Below are 20806 nucleotides of genomic sequence, written 5' to 3'. Positions count from 1 at the left end.
TTTTACTTCTATTATCAAGAAGTAAAAGTTCTTTTTTCGGTCACTCTACCGATTTCAGCGCTTCGATCATATCAATTCGTTTCAGCTTAATATGCATGACGATCATGACCACGGCTGCAAACAGAAGCGTTAAAAGCGCGGAATATAGATAACTTAACCAGCCGATCGATGGACTGAACATCATCTGGTCAACTTCGGCGGTCGTAATAACAAAGCGGTGCAGGAATGCTCCTGCAAAGAAGCCGACGAAGATTCCCATCAACGTTAAGATGATATTTTCCCGATACACATACATCGTGACTTCTTTAGGATAGAAGCCGAGCACTTTAATCGTTGAAAGTTCGCGGACGCGCTCGGAAATATTGATATTCGTCAAATTGTAAAGAACAACAAAAGCGAGCAGTGCTGCGGATGCGATCAATACCACAATGACCACGTCCAAACTATCCAGCGTATTGTCGAGTAAGGAGCTGACGGTATTAGAATATGTGACGTTTAGCACCGCTTTACTGTCAACAAGTTTTTCTGCGTAAGCATTCTGCCATGAACTGGAGGTATCCTTCAAATGAAGTAGATCCAGATTGTAGACAGGCTTTTTGGAAAAGATTTTTTCGTAATACGCTGGTTTCATATATAAATAATGAAAGGCGTAATTTTCTGTTATGGCGGTGACTTTTATTTTATATTCTGTGTGACTACCATCGCGGACAGTCAAGTGATCGCCTGCTTTCACGTGATAGAGACGTGCCAATTTTTCGTTTAAAACTGCACCGTTATCAGGAATGCTTTCCCGTTTATGTGTCACACGATCACGAAGGACGATAAAGTCTGCGAACTCATCCATTCGTTTTGGTACGATCACCGACACGTTTTGTGGACGTGTTCCATTTTTCACAGCGTCCAGATTATTTTGCGAAACTTCCAGACGACTGGAAATAGTAGTATCTTGCATAAGCGATCTGTACGTGGCTCTAGCAGTTTTCGGCGCTGTTTCATCCAGGTTGATGGCGGCGTCATAACGCATGATGTCGCCGTACTGGCGATCCGCAATATTGCTGATCGAGTCGCGTAGACCAAATCCTGTTAAGATCAGTGCTGTACATCCTGCCACGCCAAGCACTGTCATCAGCATGCGCTGTTTATAGCGAAATAGATTTCGTGCGGTGACCTTGCTGGTAAAGTTCATTCGTCTCCAGAGAAACGTCACGCGTTCCAGTAAGATTCGTTTGCCACTCTTCGGTGCCCGCGGCCGCATCAATACAGAAGCATTTGCTCGCAATTCTGCGCGACAGGCAATGAAGGCAGTCAGCGTCGTGCAGGCGATCGCAACGAGTAGGGAGATCGCAATGATTCCCCAATAGATACCGAGTGTGATATCCGGCATCGTGTACATGGTTTTATAAGCATTGAAAATGATTGACGGAAACACTTGAAACCCAATGATGATTCCAGCAATGCCGCCGAAAACACTTGCTAGTGAGCCGTATACCAGATATTTCAAGATAATGCTGCCGTTAGTGTATCCTAATGCCTTCAAGGTTCCGATCTGTGTCCGCTGCTCCTCGATCATCCGCGTCATTGTCGTTAGACAGACAAGGGCGGCAATCAGGAAAAAGAAGATGGGAAAGATCGTTGACATCGAAGACAGCCGATCGGCATTTTCTTGATACTCGCTGTAGCCTGGATTTGTGTTGCGATCAAGTACAAAATAATGAGGTTTTTTAAGCGCATCCAGCCGTTCTTGTTCGATCTGTAAATCTTTTTCTGCTTTGGCCAAGCGTTTCTCCGCTTTTGCTCGTTCTTTATGGAACAAAGCCAATTTAGTTTGGTAATTTGCTTCACCCGCTGTGATTTCTTTTAGAGCGGCAGCTAATTTCGCTTCACCTGCTGCTTTTTCACGCTGATACGCTTGCTTCCCAGCGTTCCATTTTGCCAAGCCTGCTTGATAATCGTGTTGTCCGTTCGCATAAGCAGTTTTGGCACTCGCTAATGCCGCTTTCTTTTGAGAAAGTGTCTTTTCGCCTTGGTCGATCCGGCGCTTTTCTTTTGCTAATTCTCTTTCCATCTGATCCAAATAGCGGTCAGCCTGATTTAAACGCGCTAGCAAAAATTTAAGGCCTTGCTGGACATCTTTGTCACTTACATCAGCGTTATCTGTCTGCTTCAAAAAGTCATCCAGTTCACCTTCATATTCGGAAAGTGCTTGTTTCAATGTTCGTTTTTCTTCTTTTGCGAGATCCATTTCTTCGATCGTACTTGTGATCTCCTTTTTAATGCCATTTCTATCATGGGAAAGATCTGCGATGTTGTTTTGTTTTTTTGCTTGCTGAAGTAGGTTTCTAGCTGTTTTTACAGCTGATTTGACTTGTACTACTTGTTTTTTCGCTTGCTGCCATACTTCTTTGCCTGATTTCAGCTCTTCTTCCGCCTGACTTAGCTGCTCTTCGCCGGAAGCAATCTTGGCTTTTGCACGCGCGAGCTTGGCTTTCGCTGCTTGCAGATCGCGACCGGCTTGTGTGAGTTTGGCTTGTGCAGCCGCGGAACGATTAGCGAGTTCGGTTTTTCCATGCTCGTATTTTGCCCTAGCATCTGCTAGCTTCGCCTTTGCAGCATCAAGTTTGGCTTGGTTTTTCGTCAATTTTTGGCGGGCTTGCCGTAGTTCTTTCTTACCGGCGTCGATTTTTTTCTGTGCGTTAGCTTTTATTTTGGCAAGCCTTGCTTTAGGTTGATCTTGCAAGGCGTTCTTGACTGCTTCTTTCGCCTGACGCGACTGTGTTTTATAGGATTCACTGTAAGCGTTTGTTTTGGCAAGCTGCTTAAAAGTGACATTCATTTGTGTGTAGACTGGTAGATCGAAGTCTTCCTTTGGTACGACGGCGAAAGCATCTGTTTGACCCGTTCCGATCGTACTACTGCCGCGCTCGCCTTTTTGGATATACATCGGTGTTTTTACAAAACCGACGATCGTATATGTGGCTGTTCGGAATTTTTTTGTTAGTTTGCTACCATCGCTATCGACGAATGTCACGCGATCGCCCAGTTTATAGTGCTTCCTCATTTTTGATTTACTGTCTAGCGCGATCTCCCCGCTCTTGTCTGGCAAGCGGCCAGCTATGGCTTGGTATTGATTGAGTTTTGTATCATTTGTGACTGAGAAAACTTTTGTGACTAGGTTGCTATTTTTCAAGAGTACATCTGCGCTATAACCCATTTCTACATGCTTTACATCATCAGCTGCTTGGATTGCTTTTTTGTCGGTCTCATCAAGCCCGTAAGTAGATTGGACCGAAAAGTGTGCTAATTGGTATTTCTTAAAATACGTATCAGCTGTTAAAAGCATGTCTGGACCGGTAGCTTTTAATCCGGAGAAAAAAGCTACGCCAAGCATGATTAAAAGAAAGATAGAAATAAAGCGGCTTTTGGAGTGCCATATCTCTCTGCAGATGTCTTTCCATAATGCCGTTCGCTTCAATTCTTTCTCCCTTCTACCACTCTATTTCGTCGATTGAAACAGGGGACTCATTTTCGCGTATTTTCCGTACTTTGGCATCATTGATCTCAATGATCCGATCGGCAATCGGCTTGATCGCTGTATTATGAGTGATCACGATAACGGTCGTTCCGGTCTTCCGGCAGGTATCTTGAAGCAATTTCAAGATCGCTTTTCCCGTTTCGTAATCCAGCGCGCCAGTGGGCTCATCACACAACAGTAATTTGGGGGATTTCGCCAAAGCGCGGGCAATCGCTACCCGCTGCTGTTCGCCGCCCGATAATTGTGCTGGAAAGTTATCGAGCCGATGCCCCAGACCAACACTTCGCAGCACTTCTTCCGCATCAAGTGCATTCGGCGAGATCTGTGCCGCTAATTCTACATTTTCTTTTGCTGTCAAATTCGGGACTAAATTATAAAATTGAAAGACAAAACCGACATCATTGCGCCGATAACTGGTTAGATTACGCGCACTTAATGCTGCGATATCTGAACCATCTACTTTTACTTCTCCCGCATCACATGTATCCATTCCACCAAGAATATTCAGCACTGTGGATTTCCCTGCTCCCGAGGGACCTACAATGACAACAAACTCGCCTTCGTGGATCTGAAATGTAATCTTATCATTGGCAGTAACTGTATTTTCGCCCATTTGATAAAATTTTGATACTTCTTTCATCTCTACATAAGTCATTTATCGTACTCCTTTTTTCCATCTTCCCCACTCTCTATCTTACTATAGAAATGACTTTCAAAAAATAGTTTCTGGAAATTATTTAGGACTTGGTTTTTATGTGAAACGAAAAAGTCACTGCCTGAGGAATCAGGCAGTGACTTTTTTATATTTCCTTCCAACTAAAAGCCTCCAAAGAAGCTAAATGTTCATCTGCAGACGGCAGGTTTGCTGCCTTGCCAATACCGACTGCATACATTCCTGCTGCTTTGGCGGCGCTGCATCCTGCTTCGGAATCTTCAAAGACGACACACGTTTCCGGCGGCAGTCCCATTTTTTCGGCTCCACGCAGAAACACCTCCGGGTCGGGTTTCGCTTTCGCTACATCATTCCCGTCGACTAGTTCATCGAAATAGCGCAGCAAGCCAGTTCGCTCCAAGATCAGTGGTGCATTTTTGCTTGCTGACCCCAATGCTATTCTGATTCCTTGCTCTCGCAGGTTTTCTAATGTCGGCTTCACCCCAGTCAAGATCTCTGAAGCATCCATTTCGGAAATATACGCGACATAACGTTCATTTTTCAGAGCTGCAAAGGCTTCTTTTTCGGACACAGAGTATGTCGGGTTGTTTCCCAGCGAAAGCAGGATTTCCAGCGAAGCCATTCGTGAAACACCTTTCAGCCGCTCGTTGTCATGCTCGGAAAAGGGGATCTCCAACTCTTCGGCGAGCGCTTGCCACGCCAAGAAATGATATTTGGCAGTATCTACTAATACGCCATCTAAGTCAAAAATAGCACCTTGATAAATTTGCTTTCCCACAGGCTTCTGCTCCTTTATTTCAATTTATAAACGACTGCTTCATAAGGACGCAGTGTTACTTCATGTAAAGAGATTTTGCTATCCGGATAGTTGCTCAAAATGATCTTTTCCGCAGTGTATCCGGCCAACTCGGCGGTCGTTTCGGCTTCATAAAAATTAGCCAGTATTAGCCACGTTTCCTGCTTGTTAGTACGCAAATAGGCATAGATCGCGGGATGTTCTGGCAGGAGTTCTTGATAGCTTCCCCAGACGATCAATTCATTTTCTTTGCGCAGTTGGACCAGTTTTTGATAATGATAAAAGAGGGAATTCGGATCTTGCAGGGCATTTTCCACATTGATGACATCATAACGCGGATTAAGTGCTAGCCATGGTGAACCGTCTGTGAAACCGCCGTTTTTGCTGTCATTCCACGGAATCGGCCGGCGGGCATTGTCTCGGCCCTTAGCGTTGATAGCGTGGAGAATCTCTGCTTCTGTATATCCTGCCGCCAAGCGCTCACGGTACATGTTGTGAGATTCGATGTCATCGGCTTCTTCGATCGCATTTATGGCCGTATTCGTCAGGCCGATTTCTTCTCCTTGGTAGATATAAGGGGTGCCTTTTTGCAAATGCAAAATCGTTGCCAGCATTTTTGCACTGACTTCGCGGTATTTTTCTGAATCGTTGCCAAGTCTGGAAACGACGCGCGGGAGATCGTGATTATTCCAAAACAAACTGTTCCAGCCGCGTTCGTCTAGTTTGGTCTGCCATTTGCTGAAGATTTGTTTTAATTTGAGAAAGTCCCATTCTTGCAAGTCCCACTTCTGTTTATCGGGTTGCTCATCCAGGGCAGCGTGTTCAAATTGAAAGACCATCGACAACTCTTCACGATCCGGATTCGTATAAAGCAAAGCCCCGCTTGGAGTAACGCCCCATGTTTCACCAACTGTCAGCACATTATATTTGCCGAATGTCTCGCGGTTCATTTCTTGTAAATACGTGTGCAACAGAGGACCGTTGGCAGTGATTTCCTTGTCGGGCTGTTTCCCGATCAAATCGATCACATCCATGCGGAAACCGCCGATCCCTTTTTCCAGCCAAAAATTCATCATCCGGTAGATCTCTTCGCGTACTTTTGGATTTTCCCAATTAAGGTCCGGTTGTTTTTTACTAAAAAGGTGCAGATAATACTCGTTGGTCGTTTCGTCTAATTCCCAAGCGGATCCGCTGAATGTCGAACGCAGTCCGTTTGGTAATTTGCCGTGATTAGGGCGCCAGATATAATAATCGCGGTAAGGATTATCTTTACTTTTTTTGGCTTCCTGGAACCAAGGATGTTCATCGGAGGTATGATTGACGACGAGATCCATGATGATCGCGATGCCGTGCTGCTTTGCTTCGGCGATCAATGCGTCCATATCTGCCATGGTGCCGTATTCCGGTGCGATCGCTTGGTAATCGCTGATATCGTAGCCGTTGTCGTCATTGGGAGAAGCACAAACTGGACTAAGCCAGATTGCTCCGATCCCCAATTTCTCCAAGTACGGCAGTTTCCGAATGATTCCTTGCAGATCTCCCACACCATCTTGGTTACTATCATAAAAACTGCGTGGGTAAATTTGATAAATGACTGTTTCCTGCCACCATTTTTTATTCATTTTATACCTCGCTTTTCTGCCTTTCTTGAACGGCTAATATCAGAGTATCTGTAACGGTATAGTTTCCCCCGTAAACAAGTAGCTCGATTGCTGATCCTTTCAATAAACGAATTGCTATGTTTTCTGCATCTACGGCGATTTCCAGCAGTCTTCCGCGGTAATTCATTTTGAAGCGGTACGACTTCCAATTTTCTGGGCTGAACGGTGCAAAGCTAAGTTTACCGTTTGCTGTCCGCATTCCCGCAAATCCTTGGGCGATCGCCAGCCAGCTTCCGCTCATGGAAGTGATATGCAGTCCATCTTCCGTATCATTATTATAATTGTCCAAATCAAGACGTGCTGTTCTGCTATAAAGTTCCACCGCTTTTTCTTTCTCACCGATCTCTGCAGCCAAGATGGCATGGATGGAAGGGGAAAGCGAAGATTCATGGACTGTCAGCGGCTCGTAAAAATCGAAATTTCGACGTTTTTCCGCCAAGCTGTATTGATCATTGAAATAATATAATCCTTGTAAAACGTCTGCCTGCTTGATATAGCATGAGCGGAGGATCTTGTCCCAAGACCAGTTCTGGTTTAGCGGTAGTTCGTGTTTATCTAAATCAGCGACTGGCGTTAGATCTTTGTCTAAAAAAGTATCGTGTTGGACGAAGATCTGCCGTTTATCATCGAATGGCAAGTACATATGCGTCGCGATTTCTGCCCATTTGTTTTTTTCTTCATCGGAAACTTCTAATTCCACTTGTTTCGCTTTACTTACTTTGGTCAATGTTTCCAACGTATAACGAAGTTCCCATTGGGCGATCAAGTTTGTGTACCAATTGTTATTGACGTTATTTTCATATTCATTCGGTCCAGTTACGCCATGAATCATATATTGTTTTTTAGTTGCGGAATAATGAACGCGGTCTGCCCAGAAGCGGGCAATCCCTACTAACACATCCACCCCTTTTTCCAGCAAATACTGCTCATTGCCTGTGTAGTTCGTATAATTATAGATCGCATAAGCAATCGAACCGTTGCGGTGAATTTCTTCAAAAGTGATCTCCCACTCGTTATGGCACTCTACACCGGTAAAAGTCACCATTGGGTAAAGAGCTCCTTGGAGGCCTTGCTTACCAGCATTGTGAAACGCTTCAGGAAGCTGTTTATAACGATATTGAAGTAGTTTTTCGGTAACGGCTTCATCCGTCAACGCTAAGTACATGGGAATAATGTAGGCTTCTGTATCCCAATAAGTTGCGCCGCCATATTTCTCGCCTGTAAAACCTTTAGGACCGACATTCAAGCGGTCGTCTTCACCATAATAAGTCGAAAACAGTTGAAAAATATTAAAGCGGATCCCTTGCTGTGCTTCTTCATCGCCGTCGATCACGACATCTGCTTGTTCCCAGCGTTCCCGCCAAGCCGTTGTTTGTCTTTCCAAATGTGTTTCGAAATCCATCTCAGTAAAAGCGCGCAGCAGTTGGACTGCTTTTTCGGTCTGCGCTTCTTCCGGGATATCACGGCTCGTTACCACGGCAACATATTTCGTCAGTTCCGCTGTTTCACCAGCTTCCAAAGAAAAAGCGATTTCTTCCTCTACTAATAAAGTGCTCTCTCCGCGGAGTAGTTCCTCCACTTGTGTCGCTTGATTTTCCATTACTGTGGTGACGCTGAACTGCGGGATCGAGAAATCATTTGGGATCGTTCTGACTGTTAGACCGCTTTGCTGACCGGAAAAACGATGGCGTTCTTCCCAGAACATTTCATCGTAATTGCTGTCTTCATTGGTCACATTGCCATCGATCTTCGGTACTAATTGAATCGCAGCAATGCCTTCCAGCACTTCGGTCTCTACATGAACGATTGCGAGTTCCCGATCCACGATGCTGACGAACCGTTTAAATGTAAAACGTACTTTTGCTTGTTTCTGCGTTATCGTAAAGCGGCGGGTCAACACTCCATTGCTCATATCTAGTTCGAGTTCGAATGCTTCCGTTTCTATTTTTGCCAAATCGATCATCCGGTCATTGACGTAGATATCGACGCCGATAAAATTGGTGGCATTGATCACTTTCCCGAAATAATCCGGGTAGCCGTTTTTCCACCAGCCAACTCTTGTTTTATCCGGATACCAAACACCAGCAATATAAGTTCCCTGGTGGGTATCTCCCGAATATTGTTCTTCAAAATTTCCGCGCATTCCCATATAGCCGTTACCGATTGACGTCAAGCTCTCTTGCAATCGCTTGTTTTTCTGGTCTAAAAGGTGCGTACGGATTTTCCATGGATGGACTTCAAACAGTCGCTTTATCATGAGTAAACGCTCCTTTTTTCTGTTTCTTTAAATTTTTCGATGCCTCATTATCATTGAATCGGGTCTGCAGAAAGCTCAGTAATAATAGAATCATCCATGCTCCCGATTGGATCAGTAGTACGAGGGCGATATCTCCCGTTAGAAATCCGATTATCATGCCGATCAAACTAGCACTTCCTAGCGCATTTAGCATCAGTTGGATGGACTCTCGAAAAGATTGAATCGTCGTGAAGCCGGTTTTTCTCGTTGCAAAAAGGATCAAGGCTCCCAACAATAAAATGAAAACATTACTGATCAATAACATACCGTTTGTAAGCAGGATCTTTCCTCCCGTTAAAAGTGGTTTATATTGTTTCTCCCAGCTGGACATTGCACTTTTTACAAGTGCTTGAAAAGTTGTCGATTGCTTATGTGGCAGTTGGAGTGTCAGCGAGTAGCCGTTCTTATCTTTCAAAAATACGCGGTCATTCGGCAGCATTACCAACTGATTTTCACCATTGTATGTTTTTCCTGCTTTCCCAGTTGGTGTGAAGAAAAAGGAATTGCTGCGGTGTGGCGCTGTTAGAGAGATTTCTTTTTGCGCCTTCGCTTCCTGCACCCAATTTGGCATATAGGTTTTTAGCGAGACGTTTTGTTTCGCAATGGTCAGAGCGAGCGGCATGGCAAGCAGCGCTGTGCAAGCCAGTATTGTCAGGATAATTTGAAAAAAGTTGGCACCCTGTCTGTTTTCAAATATCCGGCGCGACGAAAAAGTCGTGCCCAGATAGCGAAATAAATATGGATCGGTTCGTTTCATTCTGCTTGCTCCTCTCTTGTCTTAACCCTTCGTCCCGCCGGCGATCAGTCCTGATACAAAATGTTTTTGCAGCAGGAAGAATAAAATCGAGATCGGTACGGCGATCAAGATTGCGCCTGCCGAAAAAAGTACCACTTGCGGATTTTTCGCATCACTGATAAAAGTCTGCAGCCCAACAGCCACGGTATAACGTGTTTCGGAACGCAGCAGGAATTTCGCCAGCATATAATCACCAAATGGACCCATAAATGCCCAGAGCGCCTGCACTGCGATCATCGGCCGTACTAATGGCAAGACGATTTGGTAGAAGATCCGGAAATGACCTGCACCGTCCAGTTTTGCAGATTCATCAAGATCGATCGGCACTGTATCAAAGTAGCCTTTCATCAGCCAGGTATTCATCGGAATTCCCCCGCCGATGTAGATCGCAGTCAAGAACCAGAAGTGATCTAATGCGTTCAATAAAAGTGCCATGACATAAAAAGCTGTAAGTGCTGCCATTGTTGGCACCATTTGGATCACTAAGAAAAACAGCAGGCTTTTTTTGCGCCCGACAAAGCGATAGCGGCTGAATGTATATCCTGCCAGCGTAATGACTGCCACTTGGATGACCATCGTAAAGATCGCAATGACCAATGTATTGAAGTACCATTTGCCATAAAGGGTCTCTTGGAACAAACGACCAAAATTGGAAAGGGTCCATTTGCTGGAAAAGTCAAGTGCGAATGCTGTAACGTTCCCTACTTTAAACGCCGAATTGATCGTGATTAAAATGGGGTATAGAATCACGATCGATAAGACGATCATATAAAAATAAGTAAAGAATCGTGTCCAAAACTTACTGTGTTTGACAGAACTCATTTTTTTCATTGTTTAATCCCCCACCTTAAATGCGTTTGATTTTCGGAAAATAAGTAGCGATATCGCAATAACGATGATCGAGATCAATAACGTTACCGCAGCAGCCACCGAATATTGCGGCGAGCTTCCTGTTGTCAGTTTGAAGATCCATGAGATCAGGATATCCGTTGAACCAGCACCGCCGCCAACACTTCCCGGACCGCCTTTATTAAATAGATAGATCATCGAAAAGTTATTGAAGTTACCAGTATATTGCGTAATAAAGATTGGTGCTGCCACGAACATCACCATTGGAAAAGTGATTTTCCGGAACCGATTCCAAGCATTTGCACCATCGATTTTCGCTGCTTCATAAAGTTCATGCGGGATCGACTGCAAGATCCCAGTAACCATTACATAAATATAGGGGAACCCTAACCAGCCTTGAATCATGATAATTGCTGTTTTCGTCCAAAATGGATCGGTTTTCCAAGCGATACTTGGGATATCTACAAATGGGAGATGGTTCAGAAGTGGGATGACTTGCGTATTGATCGCACCGGCACTGTCATTGAAGATATTGGAAAAGCTTAGGATACTGATAAATGCTGGAACTGCCCATGGCAAAAGGAAAACAACACCGAAGAACCGTTTTCCTTTGATAAATGATTGATTGGCAATAACTGCTGTCGCGATCCCCAAAATGATCTGCAGTGTTGTTGCGCAAAGTGTCCAGATCACCGTCCAAATAAATACGGATGAAAAAGTTGCCCGATAAGAGCTCAAAAAGAAAATATTGAAAAAGTTTTTCACCCCTACCCAGTCGATCAATCCAGCCGGCGGGATGTGGTAGAAATCATAGTTTGTGAAGGCAATAAACACGGTCACTAAAACTGGAAAAACAATGATAAAGATCATCAATACGTAGGCTGGGAGCGTCAGCAGATATGGAAAGCCACCGTCCAGCACATTGCGTAAGATCGCTTTAGCACTTTGATTGATTTCTCTGCCTTGATTCCAGTGCAAGGCGACGATTTTCGCATCACGGATATTTATGAAGTAAAAACCAATAAAAATAATGGTGATCAGCAGCTGCAATGTCCCTTCGATCATCAGGAACATGGAATTATCGAGTACCGGTGTTACACCAAGCGTGATCAATCCTTGTAGCGAACTAATTCCCCGTACTGCCATTTCAACTACAAAAGCTAAGAAAACTGCAAGGAACAAGATCCCTTTTAGCTTCTGCTGGTTATAAAATTGTCCAAGTCCAGGTATGATCGACAGCAGCATTGCTTTTTTTATAGACTTTTTATGTTCCCCCATTACTCGTCGCTCCTCATTCCTAAAATAGGTCGACAGAGACTGTGTTAGCTCCCTGTCGATCATTTATTCTTTTTTATTTACTGTATTTTTGCTGAATAGCATCTTTGATGACTTTTACCGCATCATTAGCAGATTTTTCCGGTGATTTTTTACCAGAACCAGCGTCGAACATCAAGTTCTCAGCGCCAGTCCATACTTCAGCCATTTCCGGGATGTTTGGAGTTGGATGTGCATTTGCATATTGGTCGACCACTGCTTTCGTCAATTCATCGTTTTTCGATTTTGCTGCTTCTCTTGCGGTTTGATTAGCTGGTACTTCGTTGGTCATGTCATAGAATTTTTCCTGATTTTTCGTATTTGTTACATAATCCAGCCATTTTTGTGCAACTGGTTTGTTTTTTGAGTAGCTGCTGACCACCCAGCCTTTTCCGCCGCCGAATGATTCATATTTCTTTCCGTTCACAAGTGTTGGAATTTCTGTTACCCCATAATTGATTTTGGCATTTTTGAAAGTTTGTGCTGCCCAAGGTCCGTTGATGATCGCCGCTGTTTTGCCTTTTGTAAATAAGTCTGTGATGAAGTTGTCATTAGATGTAGAATCTTGCATTCCCTTTGGCCATACATCTTGGAACCACTTCGTCGCATAGGTGATGCCTTCGATCGAACCTTTGTTGTTCAAACCGATGTCCTTTGGATTCGTGCCGTTATCACCGAATACATAACCGCCATAACCTGCTAACAGGCCGTAGCTGTAGTAAAAGTCCGTCCATTTTGCTAAGAAACCGACATTTTTGCCAGGCTCGCTTTTATAGTCGTATTTAGGATCTTTAGATAACGCTTCCAATTCTTTGAAAGTCGTTGGTGCTTTTTTCAGAAGCTCTTTATTGTAATAAAGGACAAGCGTTTCGATAACAGCCGGCTCACCGTAGATCTTGCCTTTGACCGTTACTTGTTTTTCATCGGTTTTATCGTAGTCCGCTTTGTTACCCAATTTCACTTCTGCCAATTGCCCTTGTTGTCCCAACGAGCCGATCCGGTCGTAAGCTGCCATCATCACATCAGGCGCTTTTCCGGCTGGGCCATCTAAAGAAAGTGCATCTAGCTGATCGAACATATCTTTTTTTACTACTTTTATCTTGACGTCGTTTTTCTTTTCAAAATCACCTTTGATGGCATTGACGTACTTTTCATAACCTTTATCAACAGAAATCGTTAATACTTTGCTGTCTTCCTTACTTCCCCCTGAGCCTTGCGTCCCACATGCTGATAACCCGATTAAAGCCCCTGCTAATAATACGCTGCCAAGCACACGTTTGACTCTTTGACTTTTCTTCATCTTCTTTCCTCCTCTTTAGTGTTTACGCATTTTATTATTTCGCTGTTACAACTGTTATGCAAGCGCTTTTTTAATGTTACCGCTAACACGATTTTTCAGTTGTTTCCCGGTAAATAATACAGCCATACTGTCCGACAACCCAGCTACCGTCTTCTCCTTGCTCCGCTTGGTGATGGAAAAGCACGTCGCCATCATGTTCTAAATAATAGGGCACATCACCGCAATTAAAGTAAGCATTCCAAACCTCACCATTCCATTTGCGGACAAAAGCGATTTGCTTTTTCTCATCATCAGTTGCCAGCCAGACCAATTCCCCTTCGCTAAGCAGCTGATAGTTGTCTTTACGCAATTTGATCAATGCTTTTGTGAAAGCAAAGAACGTTTTATCTTGCTCCTCCTCTTTCCAAATCATGCAGCGGCGACAATCCGGGTCATTTTCGCCAAGCATCCCGATTTCCGTACCATAATAAATACATGGCGCGCCGATTTGTAAGAAAGTAAAGGCTAAAGTCGCTTTCGCTAAATCTTTATTTTCCCCACAGATCGTCAATAATCTGGCCGTATCATGTGAATCGAGCATATTGAACATCATTTGGTTCGTTTGCTGCCGGTAAAGCATCAGCTGTTCGTTCAACCCAGCGATCATTTTCGAGGCACTGATTTTTTTTTGAATAAAGAAATCTTCGATGGTTTCCGTAAAAGCGTAGTTCATTACCCCGTGGAATTCATCTCCTTGCAGCCAGCTTTGCGAGGAGTGCCAGATTTCTCCTAAAATATAAAAGTCCGGTTTCACGGCAGTTGTTGCCTGATAGAATTTCTTCCAAAAATGATGATCGACTTCATTCGCAACATCCAGGCGCCACGCATCAATATCAAATTCTTTGATCCAATAGGTCGCAATATCTAATAAATAAGCCTCCACATCTGGATTGGCGGTATTTAATTTTGGCATGTGCGGTGTAAACGCAAAGCTGTCGAAAGAAAGTGTCGTTGCTCCTTCAAAATTGCCGTTTTCACCATAGCGAACAGGGAAATCACGAATATGGAACCAATCGCGATATTTAGAATCTGCTTCCTTCTCGATAACATCCTGCCACTCCGGTGATTTATCTCCCATGTGATTGAAAACTGCATCCAACATGATCCGAATTCCGCGGCGATGACATTCATCTACTAATTTCTTGAATAGTCCTTTGTCGCCAAAGTCAGGATCGATCTCGTAATAGTCGATTGTATCGTATTTATGATTGGAATTCGCTTTGAAAATCGGGCAGAAATAAATACCATTGATGCCAAGTCCCTCCAAATAGTCCAAATGATCGTAAACCCCTTGTAGATCGCCGCCGAATGAATCCGTGCGGTCAGGCAGTTTACTTCCCCATGGTAGGGTTCCTTCTGGATCGTTTGATACGTCACCGTTTGCAAACCGCTCAGGGAAAATTTGATACCAAACCGTTTCCTTCACCCATTCCGGTGCGTCAAACCGATCGATCTCGTGAAAATAAGGCAAGCGGAAATAGTAATTAGCCGTTTGGCACGTTGCCTCTGTGTAGGGAAAAGTCCCGCGATCCCCATAAAAAACTTCTTCGCCGTCATGATCGATCAAATGGAACGCATATTGTAAACGGCGATATGGCGCACCCGTTTCCAGTTGCCAATAATCATGTGTATCTGTGGAACCAATCTGTGTCATTTTTACTTCATGCTCGTACCATTTTTCCTCATTTAGTAAATAAGGATCGCCTTTTAGGACAAACACCTCTTGGATATCTGCTTTCGCCGTCCGTAAGCGGATATGCAACGTGTCCTGATCATAAAGATAAGCGTATTCACTCTCCGGACGATGATAAAATGCTGCTGTATTCATTATTTTTCTACTCCTTTCGTTTTGAAAACAATCATGCCGAATGGCGGCACGATGATATGATCTCGTTTTATTTGGAAATCAGCGGTATTCGCGAGCAAGATCGATGCTTCAGCAAGAGACGCCGAATATTCGATTGTTTCCGCACTGTGATTTGCCAGCACGATCGCATCTTGTCTTTTGGTTTTACGCCGATAGCCGAACAATGGTAGTTCTCCTGTATCTATCATTTCCCAGTTTCCAGCAATAAATAATTCCGTTTGCTTTAACTTCAGCAGTTGCCGATAAAATGCAGTAACTCGGTTTTGCTGGCTCGCCGCAGTAAAATCAGGTTCTTGATTGACCCCTGACCAAGGCGCCGTCTCTGAAAAACCGGCATAATCCGTATTCTCCCACTGCATCGCACCACGGCTGGCATCTTTGCTGGTCAAACTTGCCCATTCCAACAGTTGCTGCTCGTCATAACCTTTTTCCTGTCCTTCCCGCAGAAAATCTCTGGCTGCCTCTTCTTGAAAAGCAGTGATCTCCGGCATCACCAACTGCTGCATCGCGATTTCTTCACCGTAATAAAGCAGTGGGAGTCCACGCTGTAGATACATCAGTCCCGCTAGCATCATCTGGCTTCGCTCCCGCCATTTTCCGGTATCGCCAAACCTTGATATCGCCCGCGGTAGATCGTGATTATTCCAATATAAAACCGGGTAAATATCCGCTTGCTGCCACTGGGCCATCGTCTTTTTAAATGCCTGCCAATCCAGTGACTTCGGTAAAAATTGTTTAGGCAGATCTGCACGTGTAGTCGGCTCTTTTTCAGGAAAATAACGAAAACTGATTACAGCATCGCAAAGGTCAGCTTCTGGATCGCAGTACTCCTCTGCTAGCGTAGCATCTGCTGAGGCCGCTTCGCCTAAAAAGAACAGCTCCGGAAAGTGAGCTTTCAAGCGCCCGATCCATTCTGCCAAGTAGACCTTCACAGCCGGCAAATTTGCATAATAAGGCTCAGCAATGGGATATGTTTCTTCCCCGGACATCTGTTTGGAGAAATCCGCTTTCGCAATATGTATAAACGCATCCAAGCGAAAACCATCTACTCCTTTTCCCGCCCAAAATGCAGCGATCTGAAACATTTCTTCCCGAACTTGCGGATTTTGCCAATTTAGATCTGGCATTTCTTTTGCAAACAAATGAAAATAAGATTTTCCTAAAGAGGGCACATATTCCCAGACTGAACCGCCAAAAAAAGAACCCCAGTTATTGGGTTTGCCGCCGCCAGGAGTTTCCTGCCATACATAATAATCATGATAATCGCTCGCTGGTTCCTCCAGCGCTTTTTGAAACCAGATGTGTTGGTTCGATGTATGGTTCAAAACAAAGTCAAAAATAACGCGAATTCCTCTGTCATGGGCTGCTTGGATCAGCTGCTCCACATCCGTCATCGTTCCAAAAACTGGATCGATCGCGGTATAGTCGGAAACATCATAGCCATTATCGACTTGCGGTGATGTATAGATCGGATTGAGCCAGATCGTGTTGATCCCTAGATCGGCGATATGCTCGAGCCGCTGGATAATACCTTGGATGTCTCCGATCCCGTCATGGTTGGAATCTTGGAAACTTTTCGGATAGATCTGGTAGATCACTGCTTGCTGCCACCATTTACCTGCCATTTGGCTGACCTCCTTCTCTTTGCTACATACCTAGATTACCTAATAAAATAAGCGCTTTCAATATAATTCGAGCTGTTAGCGGTAACAAAAAACCTACCGCCTTTAGCGATAGGTTTACTCGATTACACGTGTGCTCCCGCGTTTGATCAATTGCGGTTCAAATCGTTTATAACCTTGTCTGGCATTGTTTTGATTCATTTTGCTAAGCAACATCGTCACACAAGCTGCTCCCATATCCATGATTGGTTGTTTGACCGTTGTCAGCTGTGGTGAGCCGATTTGATCCAAAAAGACACCGTCAAAACCGATCACACCGAATTGCTCCGGTACGTTGCCGTCCATTTTGATCAGTCCGCGTTCGATCCCTAAAGCCAAACGATCCGAGCTGCAAACAAAGCAGGTGTTTTGCTCCCACATTCCCCAATTATCTTCAATAAATTTCGCTGCATAGCGGGAATGATTATCAAAGCGATGGATCGTCGGTACCAATCCGTGGGCCTGCATTGCATTCACATAACCGGCTTCTCTCGAAAATTCAAATGCCTCATTGATGTCGATTCCGATGTAGATGATATGTTGATATTTTTGAGCAAGCGCATACTCGGTACTGATGCGCGTCCCCTCTTCATTATTTGTATCAATATAATCAATACCGTAGCGGTTTTCTCCAAAAAGAACGACTGGTGCTTCTAGTTTCTCGATCCATTCCAGATCCTTTTCACGAAACCCGGTAATGATATAGCCATCGCAGACCCCGATATCAAAGGCATTTTTCGTCACCAGTTGCATGGAATATTGATGTTTATCCAGTTCCTGCGCGATACCCATCAATAGATTCATATAGTAAGGCTCCGTGGTATCCATTTCTTCTAAAATAAAAAACTTGATGATCTGCGTGCGATTGTTGGCAAGCGCCTTCGCAGCAGCATTCGGGCGGTAATTGAGCTCATGCATAGCATCAAAAACCAATTTTTTCAATTCATCGGTCACAAGTTCAGGATGATTGATTACTCGTGAGACTGTCATTTTCGACACATTCGCTTTTTTAGCAACATCTGTTAAAGTTACCATCCATACCGTCCTTTCCAATATTCTTTTGTATCTGTGCGTGGAAAGTTAAGAAAAACTAGATGCGATTACCACTTTTTTCGTATACTCCTTATTATAGGCTTGCGGGAAATAGGTGGTCAAGAGGATAAAAAGAAAAACAATGCCTTCAAAACTGGCATTGTTTTAAATCGAATTGCAGTTTGATAAAACACCTTCCTTTTCAAAGGAAACTGTCTATCAAACATTATCTTTTTTTTGAAGATGCTGCGCCATAATATCATCAACGACAGTTTGTAAAGTCACTTCACGCATTTCCTGCTCCACATTGGCCTGTAATTGGTCATAAATACCATTAAGTGTGTGCTGGATATTCCCGCCCACAATGCAACGTGGATTCGTATTTTTATCAACATGCAAGATGCGATGGTCTTGTTCAATCGCTTGATAGATCTCTAGCAGACTGATTTCTTCCGCAGGTTTTGTCAAAACTGGAGCCACCGCGCCCGGCCTGCTCTCTATTAAGCCTGCCTTCACTAATTGCGCCATCATTCGGCGGACTAGACTTGGATTGGATTCAATGCTGGCTGCTATTGCCTTGCTTGAGAGATCGCTATCTTTACAGATACACATATACGCAAGAATATGAATGCCATCACTTAGTTTATGCGAATACTTCATAAATTCCGTGCCTCATTTCTGATCGTCTGTTTGCGTTTATTTTTCTGTGACTTCTTTGATCGCCTTATCGATCGGAACTAGATCGTGTCCTAGAACTGCTTTAAGCTCAGCATCATTCCCATCTAATTCCCCTTGGCGGATCCAGCCTTGTATCAGCGTTACGAAGTTAGCTGTTTCTGCATCTAAGCCGCTGTCTTCCAATCCTTTTTTATAGGCAGCGTCATCCAGAGAAACAACCTCAAAATCTCCTGAAATATTGGCAGCTAGTTCTTGATGCGTAAGGCCATTCCCGGAAAATTCATAAACTTCTTTTTGCGCTTCAAGAACTAGTACTTTAGCAGCAGCTTCTGCGTACTCACGCTCTAATGCCCAACCAGTTCGGCCTTCACCAGCAGAATACACAAAAGGTTTTCCTGCTACTGCATTTTTTAAGTTAGAAAGTTCGTTTTCTAAATACCAGTTATTTCGTAGGAAAGAATGTGCGATTCCTGCCTTTAAAATTGCTGCTTCCGTGGTACGATGATCGATTGCTAGCAAAGCGGTTGCTTCTTCCAGATGAGGAAAACTTGTATACGCAATATAGCTGACGCCCGCTTCTTTTGCCGATTCAACTACATTTAAATGCTGCTCCTCACGTGTTACCGGGCCACCTGGGACAGAAGAAATAAATAAAAGACGATCAATGCCAGCCAATGATTTTGTTAATTCTTCCGGTTTCGTATAATCCCCGGCACGAACTTCTACACCTTCCGGAACAACTGCTTTTGCTTTTTCAGTATTTCTCGCTAAAGCAACGATGTCACTCGCTGGTACTAATTGACTTAATGCTTGAATGGCTGCTCTGCCAAATTTCCCTGTTGCTGCTGTAATACCATATTTCATAATAAAGACTCCTTCTTTGTTTGATTTTCATCTTGTTATTATTATAGTAACAGGTTGACCAAAAAGCAAATACTTTGTTTCATGCCTTGATCATCACATGACAGTTGCTTTTCTAACGCGAAAAGACCGTACGATTTCATACGGTCTTTTGGACGCTTTCATACTATTACTTACAACATAGCTTGATATAAAGCAGTTATCTCTTCAAGGTTCGTTGGACGTGGATTCCCCCCTGTACAAACATCTTGGAGTGCATCGTTTGCGATTGCTTCGATATCTTCGCTTTTCGCGCCCAACTCTGAGATGGTTTGCGGAATGCCTACTTTTTCTCCAAGTGCTTGAACTGCTTGAACGGTCTTATCTCTAATTTCTTCAATCGGTGCTGTTCTACTGTCTTTTATTCCCATTGCTGCTGCAATATCCCGATATTTTTCACCGGTATACGCTTTATTATAATCCATAACAATCGGTAAAAGTGAGGCACAGGCAACTCCATGAGGGACGTTGTACCAAGCGCTGAGCGGGTGCGCCATGCCGTGAACTAGCCCGAGGCCTACATTAGAAAATCCCATTCCTGCCATATATTGTCCCAACGCCATTTCTTCTCGTGCTTGAAGATCCCCTTCTACTGAATGTGGCAGCGCCTTTGAAATAATTTCGATTGCTTTAAGATGTAAGGTATCGGTCAGCTCCCAAGCTCCTTTGGTAATATAACCTTCAATGGCATGAGTCAAAGCATCCATTCCGGTAGCGGCACAAAGTGCTCTCGGCATCCCAAGCATCATTTCACTGTCGATAAATGCACATACCGGGATATCATGCGGGTCGACGCAGACAAACTTGCGGTTGCGCTTTTCATCTGTGATCACATAATTGATCGTTACTTCAGCAGCCGTTCCGGAAGTAGTTGGTACAGCCAAAATCGGCAGACTAGGATGTTGCGTTTTAACTTCACCTTCCAGACTAACGATATCCGCATATTCCGGATTAGTATGAATAATGCCGAGTGCTTTGGCAGTGTCAATTGGCGAGCCACCACCGATTGCAAGAATATAATCGGCGCCAGAAGTACTGAGCACTTCTACTCCTTGTTTCACTACCTCTAATGTTGGATTTGGCAGTATCTTATCATAGATCTCGTAAGCTAATTCCGCTTTATCAAGAATCGTTGTAACTTTTTCAACAAGGCCAGCGGCGACCAATCCTTTATCTGTTACCACGAGCCCTTTTTGAAAACTTCTTTTTTTCACTTCGGCAGCGATTTGTTGAATCGCGCCTTTGCCGAAATAAGCTGTTTCGTTTAAAATCATTCGGTTTACCATTATGACCTTCTCCTTTGTTAGTGGATTCACATAAAAGAATAAGAAAGAGTGCTGCCCTTAGGCAGCGGCTCCCAGACTGAAGAAAAACACCATTTCAATCATTTTCGGGCTGTTTCCAGCTTGGCG

15 protein-coding genes are annotated in these 20806 nt (G+C 44.0%); all 15 read right to left on the bottom strand.

Annotation, left to right across the window (positions count from 1 at the left end; translation table 11 throughout):
• Positions 1-40: 40 nt before the first annotated feature.
• The 15 genes from EL241_RS02140 to fucO all read right to left on the bottom strand — a co-directional run bounded on the left by EL241_RS02140 (position 41) and on the right by fucO (position 20680).
• Positions 41-3472, bottom strand: a complete 3432-nt coding sequence (locus tag EL241_RS02140; protein WP_126320309.1) for an FtsX-like permease family protein — start codon at positions 3470-3472, stop codon at positions 41-43.
• A 13-nt stretch (positions 3473-3485) separates the two neighbouring features.
• Positions 3486-4187, bottom strand: coding sequence for an ABC transporter ATP-binding protein (locus EL241_RS02135; RefSeq protein ID WP_003757530.1), 702 nt, complete (start codon positions 4185-4187; stop codon positions 3486-3488).
• A 145-nt stretch (positions 4188-4332) separates the two neighbouring features.
• Positions 4333-4983 carry a beta-phosphoglucomutase gene (gene pgmB / locus EL241_RS02130; protein ID WP_036108295.1) on the bottom strand — a complete coding sequence of 217 codons (651 nt, stop codon included), beginning with the start codon at positions 4981-4983 and terminating at the stop codon, positions 4333-4335.
• A gap of 14 nt (positions 4984-4997) precedes the next feature.
• Positions 4998-6623 carry a glycoside hydrolase family 13 protein gene (locus EL241_RS02125; RefSeq protein ID WP_126320308.1) on the bottom strand — a complete coding sequence of 542 codons (1626 nt, stop codon included), beginning with the start codon at positions 6621-6623 and terminating at the stop codon, positions 4998-5000.
• 1 nt (position 6624) lies between these two features.
• A complete protein-coding gene (locus EL241_RS02120; RefSeq protein ID WP_036108298.1) occupies positions 6625-8919 on the bottom strand; it encodes a maltose phosphorylase MdxK in 2295 nt (764 codons plus the stop codon).
• Positions 8900-9715 (bottom strand): hypothetical protein, encoded by an 816-nt coding sequence (locus EL241_RS02115; RefSeq protein WP_036108301.1) that lies wholly within the window; start codon positions 9713-9715, stop codon positions 8900-8902. The genes EL241_RS02120 and EL241_RS02115 overlap by 20 nt, the downstream gene beginning before the upstream one ends.
• Positions 9716-9736: 21 nt before the next feature.
• Entirely contained in the window at positions 9737-10585 is an 849-nt protein-coding gene (locus EL241_RS02110; RefSeq protein ID WP_036108305.1) for a sugar ABC transporter permease, read from the bottom strand.
• A 3-nt stretch (positions 10586-10588) separates the two neighbouring features.
• Positions 10589-11881 carry a carbohydrate ABC transporter permease gene (locus EL241_RS02105; protein WP_036108309.1) on the bottom strand — a complete coding sequence of 431 codons (1293 nt, stop codon included), beginning with the start codon at positions 11879-11881 and terminating at the stop codon, positions 10589-10591.
• Positions 11882-11954: 73 nt separating this feature from the next.
• Positions 11955-13217 carry an extracellular solute-binding protein gene (locus EL241_RS02100; protein WP_036108313.1) on the bottom strand — a complete coding sequence of 421 codons (1263 nt, stop codon included), beginning with the start codon at positions 13215-13217 and terminating at the stop codon, positions 11955-11957.
• An 82-nt stretch (positions 13218-13299) separates the two neighbouring features.
• Positions 13300-15084 (bottom strand): glycoside hydrolase family 13 protein, encoded by a 1785-nt coding sequence (locus tag EL241_RS02095; RefSeq protein WP_036108315.1) that lies wholly within the window; start codon positions 15082-15084, stop codon positions 13300-13302.
• Positions 15084-16748 carry an alpha-glucosidase gene (locus tag EL241_RS02090; RefSeq protein WP_036108318.1) on the bottom strand — a complete coding sequence of 555 codons (1665 nt, stop codon included), beginning with the start codon at positions 16746-16748 and terminating at the stop codon, positions 15084-15086. The genes EL241_RS02095 and EL241_RS02090 overlap by 1 nt, the downstream gene beginning before the upstream one ends.
• 114 nt (positions 16749-16862) lie before the next feature.
• Positions 16863-17819 carry a LacI family DNA-binding transcriptional regulator gene (locus EL241_RS02085; protein ID WP_036108321.1) on the bottom strand — a complete coding sequence of 319 codons (957 nt, stop codon included), beginning with the start codon at positions 17817-17819 and terminating at the stop codon, positions 16863-16865.
• Positions 17820-18035: 216 nt separating this feature from the next.
• The gene (locus EL241_RS02080; RefSeq protein WP_036108324.1) at positions 18036-18476 is read right to left on the bottom strand and encodes an Rrf2 family transcriptional regulator; all 441 of its coding nucleotides are present in this window, start codon (positions 18474-18476) and stop codon (positions 18036-18038) included.
• 36 nt (positions 18477-18512) lie between these two features.
• Positions 18513-19358, bottom strand: a complete 846-nt coding sequence (locus EL241_RS02075; protein ID WP_036108327.1) for an NAD(P)H-binding protein — start codon at positions 19356-19358, stop codon at positions 18513-18515.
• A gap of 170 nt (positions 19359-19528) precedes the next feature.
• Complete coding sequence (gene fucO / locus EL241_RS02070) at positions 19529-20680, bottom strand: lactaldehyde reductase (RefSeq protein ID WP_036108331.1); 1152 nt, start codon at positions 20678-20680, stop codon at positions 19529-19531.
• Positions 20681-20806 lie beyond the last annotated feature (126 nt).

Source organism: Listeria grayi (assembly GCF_900638015.1).
Taxonomy (GTDB): domain Bacteria; phylum Bacillota; class Bacilli; order Lactobacillales; family Listeriaceae; genus Listeria; species Listeria grayi.
Note: the sequence above shows the minus strand (reverse complement) of the source record. Positions and strands in the feature narration are given on the sequence as shown.

What these genes read in the sequence shown, in the direction of transcription:
- EL241_RS02100 (WP_036108313.1), bottom strand. Translation starts at nt 13,217, where the DNA reads ATGAAGAAAAGTCAAAGAGTCAAACGTGTGCTTGGCAGCGTATTATTA.
- fucO (WP_036108331.1), bottom strand. Translation starts at nt 20,680, where the DNA reads ATGGTAAACCGAATGATTTTAAACGAAACAGCTTATTTCGGCAAAGGC.
- EL241_RS02085 (WP_036108321.1), bottom strand. Translation starts at nt 17,819, where the DNA reads ATGGTAACTTTAACAGATGTTGCTAAAAAAGCGAATGTGTCGAAAATG.
- EL241_RS02115 (WP_036108301.1), bottom strand. Translation starts at nt 9,715, where the DNA reads ATGAAACGAACCGATCCATATTTATTTCGCTATCTGGGCACGACTTTT.
- EL241_RS02135 (WP_003757530.1), bottom strand. Translation starts at nt 4,187, where the DNA reads ATGACTTATGTAGAGATGAAAGAAGTATCAAAATTTTATCAAATGGGC.
- EL241_RS02080 (WP_036108324.1), bottom strand. Translation starts at nt 18,476, where the DNA reads ATGAAGTATTCGCATAAACTAAGTGATGGCATTCATATTCTTGCGTAT.
- EL241_RS02075 (WP_036108327.1), bottom strand. Translation starts at nt 19,358, where the DNA reads ATGAAATATGGTATTACAGCAGCAACAGGGAAATTTGGCAGAGCAGCC.
- EL241_RS02095 (WP_036108315.1), bottom strand. Translation starts at nt 15,084, where the DNA reads ATGAATACAGCAGCATTTTATCATCGTCCGGAGAGTGAATACGCTTAT.
- EL241_RS02120 (WP_036108298.1), bottom strand. Translation starts at nt 8,919, where the DNA reads ATGATAAAGCGACTGTTTGAAGTCCATCCATGGAAAATCCGTACGCAC.
- EL241_RS02125 (WP_126320308.1), bottom strand. Translation starts at nt 6,623, where the DNA reads ATGAATAAAAAATGGTGGCAGGAAACAGTCATTTATCAAATTTACCCA.
- EL241_RS02105 (WP_036108309.1), bottom strand. Translation starts at nt 11,881, where the DNA reads ATGGGGGAACATAAAAAGTCTATAAAAAAAGCAATGCTGCTGTCGATC.
- EL241_RS02110 (WP_036108305.1), bottom strand. Translation starts at nt 10,585, where the DNA reads ATGAAAAAAATGAGTTCTGTCAAACACAGTAAGTTTTGGACACGATTC.
- EL241_RS02090 (WP_036108318.1), bottom strand. Translation starts at nt 16,748, where the DNA reads ATGGCAGGTAAATGGTGGCAGCAAGCAGTGATCTACCAGATCTATCCG.